This is a genomic window from Streptomyces angustmyceticus, assembly GCF_040701845.1.
Taxonomy (GTDB): Bacteria; Actinomycetota; Actinomycetes; order Streptomycetales; family Streptomycetaceae; genus Streptomyces; species Streptomyces angustmyceticus_A.
The window spans coordinates 13471-32191 of record NZ_JBFBHQ010000012.1 but is presented as its reverse complement, the minus strand read 5'-3'; the positions used below and the strand labels follow the sequence as shown (position 1 = coordinate 32191).

Annotated in this window: 20 protein-coding genes; 7 read left to right on the top strand and 13 right to left on the bottom strand. The window is 72.3% G+C overall.

The window, feature by feature from the left end:
- Positions 1-38: 38 nt before the first annotated feature.
- On the bottom strand, positions 39-935 hold the full coding sequence (locus tag AB0411_RS23750; RefSeq protein ID WP_366419299.1) for a LysR family transcriptional regulator: 897 nt from the start codon (positions 933-935) through the stop codon (positions 39-41).
- A 95-nt stretch (positions 936-1030) separates the two neighbouring features.
- On the opposite strand from AB0411_RS23750, the gene AB0411_RS23745 reads away from it, so the two are divergent.
- From AB0411_RS23745 to AB0411_RS23735, 3 genes are read left to right on the top strand one after another with little or no spacing between them, the layout of a single operon-like run.
- Positions 1031-1753: a succinate dehydrogenase gene (locus tag AB0411_RS23745; RefSeq protein ID WP_366419298.1), complete on the top strand. Its 723-nt coding sequence runs from the start codon at positions 1031-1033 to the stop codon at positions 1751-1753.
- Position 1754: 1 nt separating this feature from the next.
- Entirely contained in the window at positions 1755-3731 is a 1977-nt protein-coding gene (locus tag AB0411_RS23740; RefSeq protein ID WP_366419297.1) for a fumarate reductase/succinate dehydrogenase flavoprotein subunit, read from the top strand.
- Positions 3728-4510, top strand: coding sequence for a succinate dehydrogenase/fumarate reductase iron-sulfur subunit (locus AB0411_RS23735; protein ID WP_366419296.1), 783 nt, complete (start codon positions 3728-3730; stop codon positions 4508-4510). The genes AB0411_RS23740 and AB0411_RS23735 overlap by 4 nt, the downstream gene beginning before the upstream one ends.
- A 69-nt stretch (positions 4511-4579) precedes the next feature.
- On the opposite strand, the gene AB0411_RS23730 is transcribed toward AB0411_RS23735, so the two are convergent.
- The 11 genes from AB0411_RS23730 to hisD are packed head-to-tail and all read right to left on the bottom strand — an operon-like array spanning position 4580 to position 11515.
- Positions 4580-5170, bottom strand: a complete 591-nt coding sequence (locus tag AB0411_RS23730) for a nitrile hydratase subunit alpha (protein WP_366419295.1) — start codon at positions 5168-5170, stop codon at positions 4580-4582.
- Positions 5167-5454, bottom strand: a complete 288-nt coding sequence (locus tag AB0411_RS23725) for an SH3-like domain-containing protein (protein ID WP_366419294.1) — start codon at positions 5452-5454, stop codon at positions 5167-5169. Before AB0411_RS23725 ends, AB0411_RS23730 begins: the two co-directional genes overlap by 4 nt.
- Positions 5444-5713, bottom strand: a complete 270-nt coding sequence (locus tag AB0411_RS23720) for a hypothetical protein (protein ID WP_366419293.1) — start codon at positions 5711-5713, stop codon at positions 5444-5446. Before AB0411_RS23720 ends, AB0411_RS23725 begins: the two co-directional genes overlap by 11 nt.
- Before the next feature lie 26 nt (positions 5714-5739).
- Positions 5740-6504: an imidazole glycerol phosphate synthase subunit HisF gene (gene hisF, locus AB0411_RS23715; protein WP_366419292.1), complete on the bottom strand. Its 765-nt coding sequence runs from the start codon at positions 6502-6504 to the stop codon at positions 5740-5742.
- Positions 6501-6908, bottom strand: a complete 408-nt coding sequence (locus AB0411_RS23710; protein WP_366419291.1) for a Rid family hydrolase — start codon at positions 6906-6908, stop codon at positions 6501-6503. The genes hisF and AB0411_RS23710 overlap by 4 nt, the downstream gene beginning before the upstream one ends.
- Before the next feature lie 21 nt (positions 6909-6929).
- Entirely contained in the window at positions 6930-7661 is a 732-nt protein-coding gene (gene priA, locus AB0411_RS23705) for a bifunctional 1-(5-phosphoribosyl)-5-((5-phosphoribosylamino)methylideneamino)imidazole-4-carboxamide isomerase/phosphoribosylanthranilate isomerase PriA (protein WP_366419290.1), read from the bottom strand.
- A complete protein-coding gene (gene hisH / locus AB0411_RS23700) occupies positions 7661-8317 on the bottom strand; it encodes an imidazole glycerol phosphate synthase subunit HisH (protein ID WP_366419289.1) in 657 nt (218 codons plus the stop codon). Before hisH ends, priA begins: the two co-directional genes overlap by 1 nt.
- Complete coding sequence (locus tag AB0411_RS23695; protein WP_167392733.1) at positions 8308-8472, bottom strand: hypothetical protein; 165 nt, start codon at positions 8470-8472, stop codon at positions 8308-8310. The genes hisH and AB0411_RS23695 overlap by 10 nt, the downstream gene beginning before the upstream one ends.
- 3 nt (positions 8473-8475) lie before the next feature.
- Positions 8476-9069 (bottom strand): imidazoleglycerol-phosphate dehydratase HisB, encoded by a 594-nt coding sequence (gene hisB / locus AB0411_RS23690; RefSeq protein ID WP_366419288.1) that lies wholly within the window; start codon positions 9067-9069, stop codon positions 8476-8478.
- Positions 9066-10184: a histidinol-phosphate transaminase gene (locus AB0411_RS23685; protein WP_366419391.1), complete on the bottom strand. Its 1119-nt coding sequence runs from the start codon at positions 10182-10184 to the stop codon at positions 9066-9068. Before AB0411_RS23685 ends, hisB begins: the two co-directional genes overlap by 4 nt.
- Before the next feature lie 8 nt (positions 10185-10192).
- Entirely contained in the window at positions 10193-11515 is a 1323-nt protein-coding gene (hisD, locus tag AB0411_RS23680; RefSeq protein ID WP_366419287.1) for a histidinol dehydrogenase, read from the bottom strand.
- Between the two features lie 263 nt (positions 11516-11778).
- On the opposite strand from hisD, the gene AB0411_RS23675 reads away from it, so the two are divergent.
- Positions 11779-13380, top strand: coding sequence for an oxidoreductase (locus AB0411_RS23675; RefSeq protein WP_366419286.1), 1602 nt, complete (start codon positions 11779-11781; stop codon positions 13378-13380).
- A 677-nt stretch (positions 13381-14057) separates the two neighbouring features.
- On the opposite strand, the gene panB is transcribed toward AB0411_RS23675, so the two are convergent.
- Positions 14058-14918, bottom strand: a complete 861-nt coding sequence (panB, locus tag AB0411_RS23670) for a 3-methyl-2-oxobutanoate hydroxymethyltransferase (protein WP_366419285.1) — start codon at positions 14916-14918, stop codon at positions 14058-14060.
- A 194-nt stretch (positions 14919-15112) separates the two neighbouring features.
- On the opposite strand from panB, the gene AB0411_RS23665 reads away from it, so the two are divergent.
- The 3 genes from AB0411_RS23665 (at position 15113) to AB0411_RS23655 (ending at position 18651) form a co-directional block, all read left to right on the top strand.
- A complete protein-coding gene (locus AB0411_RS23665) occupies positions 15113-16732 on the top strand; it encodes an MFS transporter (RefSeq protein WP_366419284.1) in 1620 nt (539 codons plus the stop codon).
- Positions 16729-17466, top strand: coding sequence for a TetR/AcrR family transcriptional regulator C-terminal ligand-binding domain-containing protein (locus AB0411_RS23660; RefSeq protein ID WP_366419283.1), 738 nt, complete (start codon positions 16729-16731; stop codon positions 17464-17466). Before AB0411_RS23665 ends, AB0411_RS23660 begins: the two co-directional genes overlap by 4 nt.
- Positions 17467-17646: 180 nt before the next feature.
- Positions 17647-18651, top strand: coding sequence for an endonuclease/exonuclease/phosphatase family protein (locus AB0411_RS23655; protein WP_403153022.1), 1005 nt, complete (start codon positions 17647-17649; stop codon positions 18649-18651).
- The last annotated feature ends 70 nt before the right edge of the window (positions 18652-18721 follow it).

Below are 18721 nucleotides of genomic sequence, written 5' to 3'. Positions count from 1 at the left end.
ACCGGCCGCGCTCCCCCGCACGGCGGGTCCGGGCCCGCTCAGGCCCCGCCCGGCTCCAGGTGGTGCCGCAGGATGCGTTGCAGCTCCCGGGCGGCGCGCGGCGGGGAGACGTCGCCGCGGTGGGCGACGGACACCACCCGGTGCATCCCGGGCGTCGCGAAGCGGGTGACGCGCAGGCCGGAGCGTTCGGCGACCATGCTGGGGACGACGGCGACGCCCAGCCCGGCCCGGACGAAGCCGAGGACCGCGTCCATCTCGCCGCCCTCGACGGTGAAGGCCGGCTCGAAGCCGGCCGCGCGGCACGCGGCGGTGGTGAATTCCCGCAGGTCGTAGCCGCGGCGGAACATGGCCAGCGGCCTGTCCCGCAGGTCCTCGACCCGGATGCGGGTGCGCCGGCCGGCGGGGGCCGGGCGGTCGGGCGCGGAGACCACGACGAGTTCCTCGCGCAGCAGCTCGGAGGTGGTCAGGGCGGGGGCCTGGACCGGGAGCGGGGTGATGACCAGGGCCAGGTCCAGCGCGCCGTCGGCCAGTGCCCGCACGAGGTCCTGCGAGCCGTCCTCGGTCACCATCAGCTCCACGCCCGGATAGGCGGTGTGGAAGGCCCTCAGGACGTCGGGGACGAGGCTGGCGCACAGGCTGGGCGGGGCGCCGAGGCGCAGCCGCCCGCGGCGCAGCCGGGCGACCTCCTGGACCTCGCGGCGGGCGGTCTCGGCGTCGGCGAGGATGCGCCGGGCGAACGGCAGCAGCGTCTCGCCGGCGTCGGTGAGGGTGATGTGGCCGCGGGCACGGTGGAACAGCTCGGCGCCCAACTCCCTTTCCAGCGACCGGATCTGCTGGGAGAGCGAGGGCTGGGCGACGTGTTCGCGCGCGGCGGCGCGGGTGAAGTGCCGGGTGTCGGCCACGGCGGTGAAGTAGCGGAGCTGCTGCAGCTGCATAACGGGAATGGTAGGCGGTGATAGGCCCAGGCTATGGAGATGAGCCGGACCATGTCTTGGACTGATGACAGGGCCGGTCCCTACCGTCGGGACCCATGGCACTGGACACACGGACGGACCGACGGCCGTCCTTCGCGGGGCTCCTGTGGCGCTCGACCGTCGGCAAGAAGACGGCGATGGCCGTCAGCGGCCTCGTGATGCTGCTGTATCTGGTCGTCCATATGCTGGGCAATCTCAAGATCTTCTTCGGGGCGGCGGACTTCGACGCGTACGCCGCCTGGCTGCGCACCATCGGCGAGCCGTTCCTGCACCACGAGTGGTTCCTGTGGATCGCCCGGGTAGTGCTGCTCGCCGCGGTGGTGGTGCATGCGGTGGCCGCGTACCAGCTCAGCCGGCGGGACCTCGCCGCCCGGCCCGCGAAGTACGCCCGCCCGTCGTCCCGGCCCCGGCCGAGGCGCCGCGCGAGCTACGCGACCCGGACGATGCGCTGGGGCGGTGTCATCCTCGGCCTGTTCATCGTCTGGCACGTCCTGGACCTGACGACGCTGACGGTGAATCCGCGCGCCGAGGCCGGCCACCCGTACGCGAACGTGGTGGCGACCTTCTCCACCTGGTACGGCAACGCCGTCTACGTCGTGGCGATGCTCGCCCTGGGCCTGCACATCCGGCACGGCTTCTGGAGCGCCGCGCAGACGCTGGGTGCCAACCGGCCCGGCCGCGACCGGACCCTCAAGACCCTGGCGAACGCTCTCGCCGCCGCCCTGACCCTGGGCTTCATCGCCGTCCCCGTCTCCGTGATGACCGGAGTAGTGAGCTGACATGACTTCGACCGCCGACAGGACGCCGTACGGCAGCTACGCCGACTACCCGACCGGTGCCCCCGTCGCCGACGCGGCGGCCCCCGACGGGCCGATCGCCGAGCGCTGGGACCGCCGCCGCTTCGAGGCCAAGCTCGTCAACCCGGCCAACCGCCGCAAGCACACCGTCATCGTCGTCGGGACCGGGCTCGCGGGCGGCGCGGCCGGTGCCACCCTCGCCGAACAGGGCTACCACGTCGAGCAGTTCTGCTACCAGGACTCCCCGCGCCGGGCGCACTCCATCGCCGCCCAGGGCGGGATCAACGCCGCGAAGAACTACCGCAACGACGGCGACTCCGTCCACCGGCTCTTCTACGACACCGTCAAGGGCGGCGACTTCCGCGCCCGGGAGTCCAATGTGCACCGGCTGGCGCAGATCTCCGTCGAGATCATCGACCAGTGCGTGGCCCAGGGCGTGCCGTTCGCCCGCGAGTACGGCGGCCTGCTCGACACCCGCTCCTTCGGCGGCGTGCAGGTCTCCCGTACGTTCTACGCCCGCGGCCAGACCGGGCAGCAGCTGCTGCTCGGTGCCTACCAGGCGCTGTCCCGGCAGATCGCGGCCGGCGGCGTGCGGCTGCACGCCCGTACCGAGATGCTCGATCTGATCGTCGTCGACGGCCGGGCCCGCGGCATCGTCGCCCGCGATCTGGTCACCGGCCGGATCGAGAGCCACGTCGCGGACGCGGTGGTGCTGGCGTCCGGCGGCTACGGCAACGTCTTCTATCTGTCGACGAACGCCATGAACTCCAACGCCACCGCGATCTGGCGGGCCCACCGGCGCGGCGCGTACTTCGCCAACCCCTGCTTCACCCAGATCCACCCCACCTGCATCCCGCGCACCGGCGACCACCAGTCGAAGCTGACGCTGATGAGCGAGTCGCTGCGCAACGACGGCCGCATCTGGGTCCCGAAGGCCGAGGGCGACACCCGCCCGCCCGCCCGGATACCCGAGGACGAGCGCGACTACTACCTGGAGCGCCTCTACCCGTCCTTCGGCAACCTCGTCCCCCGCGACATCGCCTCCCGCGCCGCCAAGAACGTCTGCGACGAGGGCCGCGGCGTCGGCCCCGGCGGCCAGGGCGTCTACCTCGACTTCGCCGACGCCGTCGCCCGGATGGGCCGGGCCGCGGTCGAGGAGAAGTACGGCAACCTCTTCGACATGTACGCGCGGATCACCGCGGAGAACCCGTACGAGGCGCCGATGCGGATCTACCCCGCCGTGCATTACACGATGGGCGGCCTGTGGGTCGACTACGACCTCCAGACCACCGTCCCGGGCCTGTTCGCCATCGGGGAGGCCAACTTCTCCGACCACGGCGCCAACCGCCTCGGCGCCTCCGCCCTGATGCAGGGCCTCGCCGACGGCTACTTCGTCCTCCCGTCGACCATCAACGACTACCTGGCCCGCAACCCGCGCCACGACACGCTCACGGCCGAGCACCCCCTCGTCCAGGAAGTGCTGGCCGAGACCGAGGACCGGCTGAACCTGCTGCTGGCCGTCGGCGGCGACCGCACCCCCGACTCCTTCCACCGCGAGATCGGCACACTCATGTGGGAGTACTGCGGGATGGCCCGCACCGAGGCGGGGCTGCGCAAGGCCCTCGACCGGATTCCGCTGATCCGCGACGAGTTCTGGCGCCGCATCAAGGTGCCCGGCACCGGCCAGGAGTTCAACCAGTCCCTGGAGAAGGCCAATCGCGTCGTCGACTACCTGGAGCTCGCCGAGCTGATGTGCCTCGACGCCCTGCACCGCGCCGAGTCGTGCGGCGGCCACTTCCGCGTGGAGTCGCAGACCCCGGACGGCGAGGCCGCCCGCCGGGACGAGGCGTTCTCCTACGCGGCCGCCTGGGAGTTCACCGGCACCGGCGCGGCCCCCACCCTGCACAAGGAAGACCTGGCCTTCGAGTACGTCCACCCCACCCAGCGGAGCTACGCATGAAGCTCACTCTGCGCATCTGGCGCCAGAAGAACGCCGGCGCCCCCGGCGCCCTGTCCACCTACGAGGTGGCGGGCATCTCCCCGGACATGTCGTTCCTGGAGATGCTCGACACCCTCAACGAGGAACTCCTCCTGGGCGGCGACGATCCGGTCGCCTTCGACCACGACTGCCGCGAGGGCATCTGCGGCGCCTGCTCGCTCGTCATCAACGGCGAGGCGCACGGCCCCAATGGGGCCTCCCCTGCTGGAGCGGATTCGAGAGCTTGGGGAAGCACCACCACCTGCCAGCTGCACATGCGGTCCTTCCAGGACGGCGACACCATCGACATCGAGCCCTGGCGCGCCGCCGCCTTCCCCGTCGTCAAGGACCTGGTCGTCGACCGCTCCGCCTTCGACCGCATCATCCAGTCCGGCGGCTACATCAGCGCCCCCACGGGCGCCGCCCCCGAGGCACACGCCACCGCCGTGCCCAAGCCGGCCGCCGACGCCGCCTTCGAACACGCCGAGTGCATCGGCTGCGGCGCCTGCGTGGCGGCCTGCCCCAACGGCTCGGCGATGCTCTTCACCGCCGCCAAGGTCGTCCACCTCAACTCGCTCCCCCAGGGCGCCCCGGAGCGGGAGAGCCGCGTCCTGGACATGGTGGGACAGATGGACGCGGAGGGGTTCGGCGGGTGCACGAACACGGGGGAGTGCGCGACGGCCTGCCCCAAGGGGATTCCGCTGTTCAGCATCTCCACGATGAACCGTGAGTTCGTCCGGGCCGCACGGAAGGGGCGCTGAGACGGGGGACGCCGTGGACGGCAGGAACGCCGGGACGTGAGGAATCGCCGAGGCGGCAGGAACGCCGGGTCAGACCGCGGCGGTCCCGATGAGGCCCTCGCGGGTGACGAGCGCGGCCAGCTCCGCCTCGCTCCGGTCCGCGGTGCCCGCGGGCCGCCGGGGCAGGACCATATAGCGGCTCTCCGCACTGGAGTCCCACACCGTGATCGTGGTGTCGTCCGGCAGTTCCAGCCCGAACTCGGCCAGCACGGCGCGCGGTTCGCGCACCACCCGGGCGCGGTAGGCCTCGCTCTTGTACCAGGACGGCGACGGCCCCAGCAGCCCGACCGGATAGCACGAGCACAGCGTGCACACGAGGACGTGGTGCGTGGTGGCGGTGTTCTCGACGACCTTGAGCCGCTGCTCCTGGATGCCGCCCGCCATCGAGAGCCCCACCTCGGGCAGCGCCGCGTTCGCGTCCGCCAGCAGCCGCTCCCGGAAGCCCTCGTCGCTCCAGGCCCGTGCCACGATCCGCGCCCCGTTGACCGGCGAGGCCCCCTTCAGCATCGCGCCGAGCGCCTCGTCCAGCTGCGCCTGTGCGACCACCCCGGCCCCGATCAGCCGCTCCTCCAGCCGCCTGACCCGCGCCGCCACCGGCACGCTCGTGTGCTCGCCGCTCATGTCCCGTCCTTCCGTACCCGCTCGATGTACGACTCCCAGAGGTCGACCGTGACCTCGTGACCGCCCTCGCCCCACAGGTCGCCCGCGGCGAACGCCACGGTGTAGACGGACTCCACCCGCGGCTCGGCCACCCCCGCCGCGCACTCGTCGGCGAGCGGCCAGCGGCCCTGGCACTCGACGATCCGCCCCACGTGCCCGCGCACGTACCGCGGCACCCGGGTGTGGCCCGCGGGGTCGAGGGCGCGCACCCGCACCCGCTCCCCCGCCCGGAACTCAGCCCTCACCGAGCAGCCCCCGCTCGGCCAGCAGGGTCTCGATCGCGTGCAGCCACCGCTCGTAGTACGACGCGGCCAGGTACTCGCGCGGGGCCATCCGCTCGACGGCGTCCCGGAACTCGTCGAGCCGGTAGACCCCGTTCCGTACCAGCACGGAGTTCAGCGCGAAGACCCGCGCCTCCCAGTCGGCGTGGAACGGCGGCTCGTCCGCCTCGATCTCCAGCGCCCCGAACCCGGCCTGGCCACCTACATCGTTGACACGGCTCATGGGGCGAGCCTACGGCCGTCCGCCGGTCAGCGCACGGCGTGTCCGGCCCCCCGGAGGGCGTCCTTGACCTGGCCGATGCGCAGGTCGCCGAAGTGGAAGACGGAAGCGGCCAGGACCGCGTCGGCGCCGGCCGCGACGGCCGGGGCGAAGTCGTCCAGCCGGCCCGCCCCGCCGGAGGCGATCACCGGGACGGTGACGTGCCTGCGGACGGCCTCGATCATCTCGACGTCGTAGCCGTCCTTGGTGCCGTCGGCGTCCATGGAGTTGAGGAGGATCTCGCCGGCGCCGAGTTCGGCGGCGCGGTGGGCCCACTCCACGGCGTCGATACCGGTGCCGCGGCGGCCGCCGTGGGTGGTGACCTCGTATCCGGACGGGGTGCCGGCGTCGGTGCGGCGGGCGTCGACCGAGAGGACCAGGACCTGGCTGCCGAAGCGCTCGGCGATCTCACGGATCACGTCCGGGCGGGCGATGGCGGCGGTGTTGACGCCGACCTTGTCGGCGCCGGCCCGCAGCAGCTTGTCGACGTCCTCGGGGGTGCGGACGCCGCCGCCGACCGTGAGGGGGATGAAGACCTGCTCGGCGGTGCGGCGGACCACGTCGTAGGTGGTCTCGCGGTTGCCGGAGGAGGCCGTGATGTCGAGGAAGGTCAGCTCGTCGGCGCCCTCCTGACCGTAGATCTTGGCCATCTCCACGGGGTCGCCCGCGTCCCGCAGGTTACGGAAGTTGACGCCCTTGACGACCCGGCCGTTGTCGACGTCCAGGCAAGGGATGACTCGGACCGCCAGGGTCATGTCGGTTCAGGCCTCTCTGACAGTTCTCGGAAGGCTTCCAGTTCCACTTCCACCAGCACCCGGGAGTCGGCGAAGCCGGAGACCACGACCAGGGTCGAGACCGGCGGCTGCGCCGCGAACAGCTCCCGGTGGGCGCGGCCGGCCGCGTCCACGTCGCGCAGGTGGGTGAGGTACACACGGGTGCGCAGGACCGCGTCGGCGCCCAGGCCGAAGGGCTTGAGCGCGGCCAGCGCGTGGGTGAAGGCGGCCCGGGTCTGTTCGTAGGGGTCGCCCTCACCTTGCAGGACGCCGTCGACCAGCGGCATCGTGCCGGCGACCAGGACCCGGTCGCCGGCCGCCACGGCGCGTGCGATGCCGATCTTCTCTTCCCAGGGATTGCCGGTCCGTACGCGCTCGATGGTCATCTTGCGGCCTTTCGTTCGCCGTTACGACACTGCTGCCAGTGCCTCTTCGAGGGTGAACGCCTTCGCATAGAGCGCCTTGCCGACGATGGCGCCCTCGACACCTTCCGGTACCAGCGAGGCCAGCACCCGCAGGTCGTCGAGCGAGGAGACCCCGCCGGAGGCGACCACGGGCCGGTCGGTGGCCGCGCAGACGTTCTTGAGCAGTTCGACGTTGGGGCCCTGGAGGGTGCCGTCCTTGTTGATGTCGGTGACGACGTAGCGGGCGCAGCCCTCGGAGTCCAGGCGGGCCAGCGTCTCGTAGAGGTCGCCGCCGTCGCGGGTCCAGCCGCGGCCGCGCAGCGTCGTGCCGCGGACGTCCAGGCCGACCGCGATCTTGTCGCCGTGCTCGGCGATGACCTTGGCGACCCACTCGGGGGTCTCCAGCGCCGCGGTGCCGAGGTTGACCCGGCGGCAGCCGGTGGCCAGGGCCGCGGCGAGCGTGTCGTCGTCCCGGATGCCGCCGGACAGCTCGACCTTGAGATCCATGGAGCGGGCGACCTCGGCGATCTGCGCCCGGTTGTCGCCGGTGCCGAAGGCCGCGTCGAGGTCGACGAGGTGCAGCCACTCGGCGCCCGCCCGCTGCCAGGCGAGGGCCGCCTGAAGCGGGTCGCCGTAGGAGGTCTCGGAGCCGGACTCGCCGTGCACGAGGCGGACGGCCTGGCCGTCGCGGACGTCGACGGCGGGGAGGAGTTCGAGCTTCGCAGCGTTCGGCATTACAGGGTCTCGATCCAATTGGTCAGGAGCTGGGCACCGGCGTCGCCGGACTTCTCGGGGTGGAACTGGGTGGCCCACAGCGGGCCGTTCTCGACCGCGGCCACGAACCGCTCGCCGTGCGTGGCCCAGGTGACCGTCGGCGCGGCGAGGTGCGGGTTGCCGACCTCCAGCTCCCAGTCGTGCACCGCGTAGGAGTGCACGAAGTAGTAGCGGGCGTCGGCGGGCAGCCCGGCGAAGAGCCGCGAGTCCCCGGGGGCCTCGACGGTGTTCCAGCCCATGTGCGGGACGACGTCGGCCTTGAGCGGGCCGACCGTGCCGGGCCACTCGTCCAGGCCCTCGGTCTCCACGCCGTGCTCGATGCCCCGGCCGAAGAGGATCTGCATCCCGACGCAGATGCCCATCACGGGGCGTCCGCCGGCCAGCCGGCGGCCGATGAGCCAGTCGCCGCGGGCCTGCTTGAGCCCGGCCATGCAGGCGGCGAACGCGCCGACGCCGGGGACCAGCAGGCCCTCGGCGTTCATCGCCCGGTCGAAGTCCCGGGTGATCTCCACGTCGGCGCCGACGTGCGCCAGGGCGCGCTCGGCGGAGCGGACGTTGCCGAAGCCGTAGTCGAGGACGACGACGTTCTTACGAGGTGCCGAGGGGGTCAATTCCATACCTCCAGCCGCAGCACGCCGGCGAGCAGGCACAGCGCCGAACCGACGGACAGCAGCACGATCAGGCCCTTGGGCAGCTGCTGCTTCCAGAACGAGTAGACACCACCGAGGAGAAAGAGCCCGAGGAGGATGAAGACGGTGGACAGACCGTTCACGGGCTACAGGGCTCCCTTGGTAGAAGGGATGATCCCCGCCGCGCGCGGGTCGCGCTCGCTGGCGTAGCGCAGCGCCCGGGCCAGCGCCTTGAACTGGCACTCCACGATGTGGTGGGCGTTGCGGCCGTACGGGACGTGGATGTGCAGCGCTATCTGGGCCTGGGCGACGAACGACTCGAAGATGTGCCGGGTCATCGTGGTGTCGTAGGCGCCGATCATCGGCGCCATGTTCTCCGGCTCGGTGTGCACCAGGTACGGGCGGCCGGAGAGGTCGACGGTCACCTGGGCGAGCGACTCGTCCAGGGGGACGGTGCAGTTGCCGAAGCGGTAGATCCCGGACTTGTCGCCGAGGGCCTGCTTGAAGGCGGCGCCCAGGGCCAGCGCGGTGTCCTCGATGGTGTGGTGGGTGTCGATGTGCAGGTCGCCGTCGGTCTTGACCTTGAGGTCGAACAGGCCGTGCCGGCCGAGCTGGTCGAGCATGTGGTCGTAGAAGCCCACACCGGTCGACACGTCCACCTCGCCCCTGCCGTCGAGATCGATCTCGACGAGCACGGACGTCTCCTTGGTCGTGCGCTCCACGCGTCCTACGCGGGTCATCGCTTGTTCTCCTTCAGTACTGCGCGAACCGCGTCGAGGAACGCGTCGTTCTCGGCCGGGGTGCCGGCGGTGACCCGCAGCCAGCCCGGTACGCCGTTGTCACGGACCAGCACGCCGTGGTCGAGGATCGCCTGCCAGGTGGCGTGCGCGTCCTCGAAGAGGCCGAACTGCACGAAGTTGGCGTCGGAGTCGACGACCTGGCAGCCGGCCGCCCGCAGCTCGGTGACCAGGCGGTCCCGCTCGGTCTTGAGCTGCTCGACGTACTTCAGGAGCGTGTCGGTGTGCTCCAGCGCGGCGAGCGCGGTGGCCTGGGTGACGGACGAGAGGTGGTACGGGAGCCGGACCAGCTGCACCGCGTCGACCACGGCGGGGTCGGCGGCGAGGTAGCCCAGCCGCAGCCCGGCGGCGCCGAAGGCCTTGGACATGGTCCGGGAGACCACCAGGTTCGGCCGGCCCTCGATCAGCGGCAGCAGCGAGGGCTGGTGGCTGAACTCGCCGTAGGCCTCGTCGACGACGACCAGGGCGCCGGCGCCCTCGGACCGGGCCGCCTGCGCGGCCTCGTACAGCGCGAGCACGGTCGCCTCGCCGACGGCAGTGCCGGTGGGGTTGTTCGGCGAGCAGATGAAGACCACGTCGGGGCGCTGCTCGGCGATGGCGCGGGTGGCGGCCTCGACGTCGATGGTGAAGTCGTCGCCCCGCGGGCCGGACGTCCAGCCGGTGCCCGTGCCGCGGGAGATCAGCCCGTGCATGGAGTACGACGGCTCGAAGCCGAGGGCGCTGCGGCCGGGGCCGCCGAAGGTCTGCAGCAGCTGCTGGATGACCTCGTTGGAGCCGTTGGCCGCCCAGACCTGCTCCGCGGTGACCGGGTGGCCGCCGGTGCGGGTGAGGTAGCGGGCCAGCTCGGTGCGCAGCTCGACCGCGTCCCGGTCGGGGTAGCGGTTGAGCCGGCGGGCGGCCTCGGTCACCCGCTCGGCGATCCGGCGGACCAGCGGCTCGGGCAGCGGGTAGGGGTTCTCGTTGGTGTTCAGACGCACCGGGACGTCCAGCTGCGGTGCGCCGTAGGGGGACTTGCCGCGCAGCTCGTCCCGGATGGGGAGATCGTCGATGCGGGTCACGTGCCTGCTCACTTGCTCTGCGGGACCTTCCATTCGAACCTGGCCTTCAGCGCGGCGCCGTGGGCCGGGAGGTCCTCGGCCTCGGCGAGGGTCACCACGTGGTGGGCGACCTCGGCCAGCGCGTCGCGCGAGTAGTCCACGACATGGATGCCGCGCAGGAAGGACTGCACGGACAGGCCCGAGGAGTGGCAGGCGCAGCCGCCGGTGGGCAGGACGTGGTTGGACCCGGCGCAGTAGTCGCCGAGCGAGACCGGGGCCCAGGGGCCGACGAAGACCGCGCCGGCGTTGCGGACCCGGGCGGCGACGGCGGAGGCGTCGGCGGTCTGGATCTCCAGGTGCTCGGCGCCGTAGGCGTCCACGACCCGCAGGCCCTCGTCGATGCCGTCGACGAGGACGGTCGCGGACTGCCGGCCGCCCAGCGCCTCGGTGATCCGCTCGATGTGCTTGGTGGCCGCGACCTGCCGCTTGAGGGCCGCGTCGACGGCGTCGGCGAGCTCGGCGGAGTCGGTGACCAGGACGGCGGCGGCGAGGGTGTCGTGCTCGGCCTGGCTGATCAGGTCGGCGGCGACGTGCTCGGGGTCGGCGGTGGCGTCCGCGAGCACCGCGATCTCGGTGGGCCCGGCCTCGGCGTCGATGCCGATACGGCCCTTGAGGAGGCGCTTGGCGGAGGCGACGAAGATGTTGCCGGGGCCCGTGACGAGGTTGACCGGCAGGCACTCGTCGGTGCCGTAGGCGAACATCGCGACGGCCTGGGCGCCGCCGGCGGCGTAGACCTCGTCGACGCCGAGCAGGGCGCAGGCCGCGAGGATGGTCGGGTGCGGCAGGCCGCCGAACTCCTTCTGCGGCGGGGAGCTGACGGCGATGCCGGAGACGCCGGCCTCCTGCGCCGGGACGACGTTCATGACCACGGACGACGGGTAGACCGCCAGGCCGCCGGGGACGTACAGGCCCACCCGCTCGACGGGGACCCAGCGTTCGGTGACGGTGCCGCCGGGGACGACCTTGGTGGTGACGTCCGTGCGGCGCTGGGCGCGGTGGACGATCCGGGCGCGCCGGATGGACTCCTCCAGGGCGGTGCGCACGGCCGGGTCCAGCGCGTCGAGGGCGCCGCTCAGCGCCTCCGCAGGTACCCGTACCCGCTCGATCTCGACACCGTCGAACCGCCGCGCGTAGTCGATCAGCGCCGCGGTGCCACGATGGCGCACGTCCTCGCAGATGGGCCGCACCTTCTCCAGGGCGGCTTCCACGTCGAACTCGGCACGGGGCAGCAGGTCGCGCAGGGCGCCGCCCTCGGGGAGGGCGTCACCGCGCAGATCGATTCGGGAGATCACCCTCCCAGTGTCTCAGACCCGCTCCTGGGCCCGAGCGGCCGTATCACTCAGTGATACACAGCGGCACACGCACTCCACACACCGTGATCCGGACCCCGGAAGTTGACCGGAGTTGGCCCTGACCACGCGTGTTCAAGCCGTCACGGGGCGGGCAAGGGCCGGGTGACGGCGTACGGGGACGCCTGTGGGACGCCTCACGACCAGTGCACGAAGTGCGTCCGAACAGGTTGCGACACACCACGGGAGAACAAGGGGGATCCACTGTGACCGAGCCCGGGGACGGCGACGCGCCCGCCGACCTGCAGCTGACGTCGGCGGAATGGAGCATGTGGCAGGCCTTCCGCAACGGCAGCACCTGCGATCTGCACATCGGCGACCCGGAGCGCGACGATCCGCACGGGCAGCACCTGTGGGGCCCGGAGCGCCGGGTGCGGGCCCGGGTCGTGGCGCTGCTGCTGCTCGACGGGCCGCCGCCGCAGCCGGGCCGGGTCTCCGCGCTCCAGCTCACCGGCGCGTACATCACGGACACTCTCGACCTTGCGGGCGGCACGATCAAGCCATTCGTCGAGCTGCGTGACTGCCGCTTCGAGGCGGAGGTGGTGCTGCCCGAGAGCCGGTTCACCACGCTGCGGCTGGTGAACTGCGCGATACCCCGGCTGGAGGCGGCCCGGCTGCACACCGAGGGCGACCTCCATCTGCCGCGCTGCGTGGTGCACTCGGGGGTCCGGCTCTCCGACGCGCAGATCGGCACGGACCTGATGCTCAACCAGACCATGGTGCACAAGGACCGGCAGGGCCGGTCGATCATGGCGGACGGGATGACCGTCGCCCAGGACCTGCAGGCCGAGATGCTGGAGTCCTACGGCGAGCTGTCGCTGCGCGGCGCCACCGTCGGCGGGTCGCTCAGCCTGCGCGGCAGCCGGCTGAGCAACCCCTTCGGCCGCCGGGCGCTCAACGCCCCGCAGCTGACCGTCGAGCGCACGCTCCACCTGACCGCGGCGGGCCTGGCCAACTCGCCGTTCTCCAGCAGCGCCACTCCCCCGTACGGCATCGCGCACACCCCCTCGCGCGGCACCCGCATGCAGCGCTTCGAGTGCGAGGGCGGCATGCGGCTGGACGACGGGCGGTTCGGCGACGCGGTCGACTTCGAGCACGCCCGGTTCGTCATGGAGTCCGACCAGGAGCTGTCGCTGCGCCGCATCCAGACGCCCGAGCTGCGCTTCCTCGGCGAGCGCCCGCAGCGCGGCCGGGTCATCCTCTCCGGCGCCCGGGTCGTCAACCTCATCGACAAGTCGGCGAGCTGGCCGGGGCTCGGCGGGCTGTGGATGGCCGGCTTCGCGTACGAGACGCTGATCCCGCGCGGCCCCTTCCCGCTGGCGCAGCGGCTGCAGTGGGTGGCCGCGGCGACCCCCGAGTACGCACCCGAGCCGTACGAGATGCTCGCCGCCTCGCTGCGCACCACCGGCGAGGACTCCGATGCCCGCGAGGTGCTGCTGGCCAAGCAGCGGCGGCGCCGCGAGACGCTGCCGCTGGCGGCCAAGACCTGGGGCTTCCTCCAGGACTGGACGGTGGCCTACGGCTACCGCCCCGGCCGGGCCGCGGTCTGGATGGCCATCCTGTGGGCGATCGGCACGGCCTACTTCTCGATGTCCCCGCCCCCACCCCTCAAGGCGGGCGAGGCCCCGCCCTGGAACCCCTACCTCTACGCCCTGGACCTCCTCCTGCCGGTGATCGACCTCAACCAGAGCGCCGCATGGAAGCCGGGCGGCGGCGCGCAGTGGGCGGCCGCCGTCCTGATCCTGGCAGGCTGGATCCTGGCCACGACGGTCGCAGCGGGCGCGTCCCGCCTGCTGCGGAGGCAATAGCTGCCTCCGCAGGGTGCCCCGCCCGAACGACCGCGCGTCGCCGGTTCGCTGCGCTTTGCTTGTGGCCCACGTTTTCGTCTTTTCCGCCGTGGGGGTTGCTCGCCGTTTTTCGCCCGCTGCCGCGGTGTGCCCGCCGGTTCGCTGCGCTTTGCTTGTGGCCCATGTTTTTGACTTCCCTGCCGTTGCGCCTGCGGCGGGCCGGTCCGCTGCGCGGGGCTGTCGGGTGCCGGTGACGGGCCTCCGCGGGTGGGGTGCCGGACTGCTTCGCTTTACGTCCGGCACCCCACCCGCTCCGACCCGTCCCCTCCCGTTGAGGGGTGGGGAAAAGGCCGGTGGGGGTGCAGGTAGCTGGTCCGGTGCGCCTCGTCGGCACGGGGATAGAGCCATACGGCCCGCCCCCACCCACGTTCACTCACTCCACCCACGGGAGGGGACGGGCCGGAGGGGCCGGTGTGTGGGACGTAAAGCGAAGCAGTCCCACACACCGGCCCCGCAGGCCCGTCACCGCACCCACAGCCCCGCGCAGCGGACCCGCCCGCCGCAGGCGCAACCCACCGCACCCGGCCCCGCGCAGCGGCACGGCAGCGGACCCGCCCGCCGCAGGCGCAACGGCGGCAAACCCCCACGGCGGGAAAGCCGAAAACGTGGGATGGGGCCCAGGCGCAAGCCGACCCCGCTTAGTGGAAGACGTGCGGCTCCGCCGGAAACGTGCCGGTGACGACGTCCTCGGCGAAGGCCTTGGCCGCGCCTGCGAGCAGCTCCCGCAGGGCGAGGTACTGCTTGACGAACTTCGGGACGCGGCCGGCGGTCATGCCGGCCATGTCGGTCCACACCAGGACCTGGGCGTCGCAGTCCAGGCCCGCGCCGATGCCGACGGTGGGGATGGCGAGCGAGCGGGTGACCTCGGCGGCCAGTTCGGCGGGTACGGCCTCCAGGACGACCGCGAAGGCGCCGGCGTCCTGTACCGCCTTCGCGTCCCGCAGCAGTTGCTGGGCGGCTTCCTCGCCGCGGCCCTGGACGGGGTAGCCGCCGTAGGCGTTGACCGACTGCGGGGTGAGCCCGACGTGCGCCATGACGGGGATGCCGGACGAGACCAGCAGTTCGACCTGCTCGGCGGAGCGCTCGCCGCCCTCCAGCTTGACGGCGCCCACCCCCGCTTCCTTCACCAGCCGGGTGGCGTTGCGCAGCGCCTGCACCGGGCCTTCCTGGTACGAGCCGAACGGCAGGTCGCCGACGACGAGTGCGCGCTTGGTGCCCCGCACGACCGCGGCGGACAGCAGGGTGATCTCGTCCATGGTGACCGGCACGGTGGATTCGTAGCCGAGGTGACAGTTGCCCATCGAGTCGCCGACGAGCAGGACGGGGATGCCGGCCTCGTCGAAGACGGAGGCGGTCATGGCGTCGTAGGCGGTGAGCATCGGCCACTTCTCGTCGCGCGCCTTGGCGGCGGCGATGTCGCGGACGGTGATCCGGCGCGAGCCGGAGCCTCCGTACAGCGACTTGTCGACCGGCTTCTGGGCAGGCGAAAGCTGCGTCATGGTGACGGCTCCTGTTCGTCATCTCGAGGCACCCTGACGGCGTCCCCGGACTCCCCTCCATGCTGGCACGGCCCGCGCACAAAGGAAACGGGGAGTGGGTGTGACCGGTCTTGCTTCGCCCGGAAGACGGGACACGCCCGCGTGGCTCCCGCATACGGAACGGTCCCGTATCGGAACCTGCCTAGGGTCCGCCCATGGCCACCTCCTCCAGCCCTCCGGGCGCACCGCCGGCCCGGCAGATCCCGGAACGCATCCACCGCCGCCGCTGGGCGGTCCTGTACACCCTCATGCTCAGCCTGCTGATCGTGGTGCTGGACAACTCGATCCTCAACGTCGCCATGAAGACGATCGCGACCCCGGCTCCGGTCGGTCTCGGCGCCACCCAGAGCGAGCTGGAGTGGGCGATCAACTCCTACACGCTGGTCTTTGCGGGGCTGCTGTTCACCGCGGGCCTGCTCGGCGACCGCCTGGGCCGCAAGAAGGTGCTGCTGGTCGGCCTGGCCGTGTTCGGCGCCGGGTCGGTGTGCGCCGGCATCTCGCAGTCGCCCGCCGAGCTGATCGCCTTCCGTGCCGTGATGGGCCTGGGCGGCGCCCTGGTCATGCCGGCCACCCTCGCCATCCTGATGAACGTCTTCGAGCACGACGAGCAGCCCCGGGCGATCGGCATCTGGGCCGGCGGGGTGGGGCTGGCGATCGCGGTCGGGCCGGTCGCCGGCGGTCTGCTGCTCGACCACTTCTGGTGGGGCTCGGTCTTCATGATCAACGCGCCGGTGGTGGTGCTCTCGCTGATCGCGATGGTGGTCCTGGTGCCCGACTCCAGGGACCCCGATCCCGGCCGGCTGGATCCGCTCGGGGTGCTGCTGTCCGTCGTCGGGCTGGTCCTGCTGGTCTACGGCATCATCAAGGGCGGTCAGCTCGCCGACTTCACCGGCCCGCAGGTGGTCGGCCCGATCGCCGGCGGCCTGGCGGTGCTGGTGGTCTTCGTGGCGCACCAGAAGCACAGCGACCATCCGTCCATCGACATCGGCTACTTCCGCAGCCCGGCCTTCTCGGCCGCCATCGCCGCCATCGCACTGGTCTTCTTCGCGCTGATGGGGGTCGCGTTCTTCACGGTCTTCTACGTCCAGAGCGTGCGCGGCTACAGCCCGCTGCAGGCCGGGATGCTGTTCCTGCCGCTGGCCGCCGCCCAGACGATCTTCGCGCCGCGGGCCCGGCTCGCCGTGGAGCGCTACGGCGCCCGCGCGGTGTGCACCTTCAGCATGTTCGTGGTGGCCGTCACCATGACGGGCATGCTGCTGCTGGACACCCGCACCCCGATCTGGGTGCTGGAGGCGCTGTTCTTCCTGCAGGGCGCCGGGATGGCGCACATCATGCCGCCGGCCACCGTCGCGGTCATGCAGGCGCTGCCCCGGGAGAAGGCCGGTTCCGGCTCGGCGCTCAACAACGTCTTCCGGCAGGTCGGCGGCACCCTGGGCGTCGCCGTCCTCGGCTCGTTGCTGTCGACGACCTACCGCGACGGCATGCAGGACGAGCTGGACGCGCTGCCGGGCGTACCGGCCGCCGCCCGGCACGCGGCCGGCGAGTCCATCGAGGCGACCCACGGCCTCGCCGAAAGGCTGGGCCCGGCGGGCCGGCCGCTGATCGCCGCCGCCGACGACGCCTTCCTCCACGCGATGCACATCACCGCGCTCGGCTCGGCCGCGGTCGCCGTGCTCGGCCTGGTGGTGGCCGCGGCGTTCCTGCCGGGGAAGGTGCCACCGGCGCCGCGGGCGGCCGAACCGCAAGAGGAGCCGAAGGCGGGCGCGGAGCGATGACCCGGGCGGCGGCGGGGTCCGGGACGGTGGCGGATTCCGTGGTGGCGGGGGAGTGGCCGGGCCCGGCCGCTCCCGGGCGCCGCGGCCGGCCGCGCAGCGCCGCGGCCGGCCCCGCCGTCATCGAGGCCGTGCTGCGCCTGGTCGAGGGCGGTGCCTCCCTGGGCGAGCTGTCCATGGAGCGCATCGCCCGCGAGGCGGGCGTCGGCAAGGCCACGGTCTACCGCCGCTGGTCCGGCCGGACCGCCCTGATGCGCGACGTCCTGCGGTCCCTGGACGTCCCCGGCCCGCCCCTGGACGGCGCCTCGGTGCGCGACGACCTGGTCGCCCTGCTGGAGTTCCTGCGCGGCGGCGCCGCCGGGCGCGGCTGCGCGCTGCTGCGCACGCTCGTCGGCCATGCCGGGGCCCAGCCCGAGCTGTGGGCGGAGTACCACGACACGCTCGTACGGGCCCGCCACGAGGCGCTGCTGGCGGTGCTCCGGCGCGGGGTGGCGAACGGTGAGATCCGCACCGACCGGGACCTGGAGACCATCGCGGACCTCTTCACCGGCCCGGTGCTGGCCCGCGCCCTCCTCCAGGAGTGGCACGGGGCGCCCCGGAGTCCGTCGGCGGACCTCGTCGACCTGGTGCTGGAGGGCGTACGGCCGGTGGCGGGGGCGGGGGCGGGCTCAACTCCGGGGTGCTCCGCCGGTCTTGGGGGCGGTGCCGGAGGTGCGGGCCGGCGCGGCGCCGTATGACCGGATCATGCCCGTTCTGTCACAGCCGTCGTGACGAGGACCGACGCCGGAACCCCGACCCGTCACCGCGCCGTCCTCACTTCTAAGAAAGCGCATTACGGACCATCGCCTAGGGTCGGAGACCACAGGTGAGGCGCAGCGGAGCAAGGCAGTGAGGGCAGCTACATGGCGCAGGCATACATGACGGAGCCGGGACAGGGGCACAACCCCGGGCAGGCCGGTTCCCGGGCCGACCGCCTGCGGAACTGGTGGCGTCCGGAGGGCATGTGGCGGCGCGGCATCGTGCTCGCGGTGCTCGCGGTCCTGCTCGGCCTGGTGATGATGCTGCACGCCCAGATCCCCAACACCGTGGGAAACCTGGGCAGTCTGCTGGAGACCTTCCTGCCGTGGCTGGGGCTGTGCATCCCGCTGCTGCTCGTCGTCGCGGTGCTGCGTCGCTCGGCGACCGCGCTGCTGGCGCTGGTGCTGCCGGTCTTCGCCTGGGTGAACCTCTTCGGCGGGCAGATCACCGACAAGGCGGGCAACGGCGGCAATCTCACCGTCGCCACCCACAACGTCAACGCCGACAACCCCGACCCGGCGGCCACCGCCCGGGACATCGTGGCCTCCGACGCCGATGTCGTGGCCCTGGAGGAGCTGACCGGCGAGGCCCTGCCCGCCTACCGCCAGGGGCTGGCGAAGGCGTACCCGTACCACACGGTCGAGGGCACCGTCGGGCTGTGGAGCAAGCGCCCGCTGTCCGGCACCAGGCCGGTGGACATCAAGATGGGCTGGACCCGTGCGCTGCGGGCCACCGTCACCGCGGAGGACGGCCAGAAGTTCGCCGTCTACGTCGCGCACCTGCCGTCGGTGCGGGTCAAGGTCGAGGCGGGCTTCACCGCCAACCAGCGCGACGGCAGTGCCGCGGCGCTCGGCGAGGCGATCGCCGCCGACCCGGAGAAGAAGGTCATGCTGCTCGGCGACCTCAACGGCACCATGAACGACCGCTCGCTGGCGCCGGTCACCTCCCAGATGCGCTCGGCCCAGGGCGCGGCGGGCGACGGCTTCGGCTTCAGCTGGCCGGCGGCGTTCCCGATGGCCCGGATCGACCAGATCATGATGAAGGGGATGGATCCGGTCAAGGCCTGGGTGATGTCCTCCACCGGCAGCGACCACCTTCCGGTCGCGGCGTCGGTGAAGATCTGACCAGGTCCGACGCCCTGCCGACGGTGCTCTGACGCGAGATCGTCACGCCCCGTTCCCATGCCGGAATACT

What these genes read in the sequence shown, in the direction of transcription:
- hisB (WP_366419288.1), bottom strand. Translation starts at nt 9,069, where the DNA reads ATGACCCGCGTAGGACGCGTGGAGCGCACGACCAAGGAGACGTCCGTG.
- AB0411_RS23750 (WP_366419299.1), bottom strand. Translation starts at nt 935, where the DNA reads ATGCAGCTGCAGCAGCTCCGCTACTTCACCGCCGTGGCCGACACCCGG.
- hisH (WP_366419289.1), bottom strand. Translation starts at nt 8,317, where the DNA reads ATGGAATTGACCCCCTCGGCACCTCGTAAGAACGTCGTCGTCCTCGAC.
- AB0411_RS23665 (WP_366419284.1), top strand. Translation starts at nt 15,113, where the DNA reads ATGGCCACCTCCTCCAGCCCTCCGGGCGCACCGCCGGCCCGGCAGATC.
- hisF (WP_366419292.1), bottom strand. Translation starts at nt 6,504, where the DNA reads ATGACCCTGGCGGTCCGAGTCATCCCTTGCCTGGACGTCGACAACGGC.
- AB0411_RS23735 (WP_366419296.1), top strand. Translation starts at nt 3,728, where the DNA reads ATGAAGCTCACTCTGCGCATCTGGCGCCAGAAGAACGCCGGCGCCCCC.
- priA (WP_366419290.1), bottom strand. Translation starts at nt 7,661, where the DNA reads ATGCCGAACGCTGCGAAGCTCGAACTCCTCCCCGCCGTCGACGTCCGC.
- AB0411_RS23745 (WP_366419298.1), top strand. Translation starts at nt 1,031, where the DNA reads ATGGCACTGGACACACGGACGGACCGACGGCCGTCCTTCGCGGGGCTC.
- AB0411_RS23740 (WP_366419297.1), top strand. Translation starts at nt 1,755, where the DNA reads ATGACTTCGACCGCCGACAGGACGCCGTACGGCAGCTACGCCGACTAC.
- AB0411_RS23730 (WP_366419295.1), bottom strand. Translation starts at nt 5,170, where the DNA reads ATGAGCGGCGAGCACACGAGCGTGCCGGTGGCGGCGCGGGTCAGGCGG.
- AB0411_RS23710 (WP_366419291.1), bottom strand. Translation starts at nt 6,908, where the DNA reads ATGACCATCGAGCGCGTACGGACCGGCAATCCCTGGGAAGAGAAGATC.
- AB0411_RS23655 (WP_403153022.1), top strand. Translation starts at nt 17,647, where the DNA reads ATGACGGAGCCGGGACAGGGGCACAACCCCGGGCAGGCCGGTTCCCGG.
- AB0411_RS23720 (WP_366419293.1), bottom strand. Translation starts at nt 5,713, where the DNA reads ATGAGCCGTGTCAACGATGTAGGTGGCCAGGCCGGGTTCGGGGCGCTG.
- AB0411_RS23660 (WP_366419283.1), top strand. Translation starts at nt 16,729, where the DNA reads ATGACCCGGGCGGCGGCGGGGTCCGGGACGGTGGCGGATTCCGTGGTG.
- panB (WP_366419285.1), bottom strand. Translation starts at nt 14,918, where the DNA reads ATGACGCAGCTTTCGCCTGCCCAGAAGCCGGTCGACAAGTCGCTGTAC.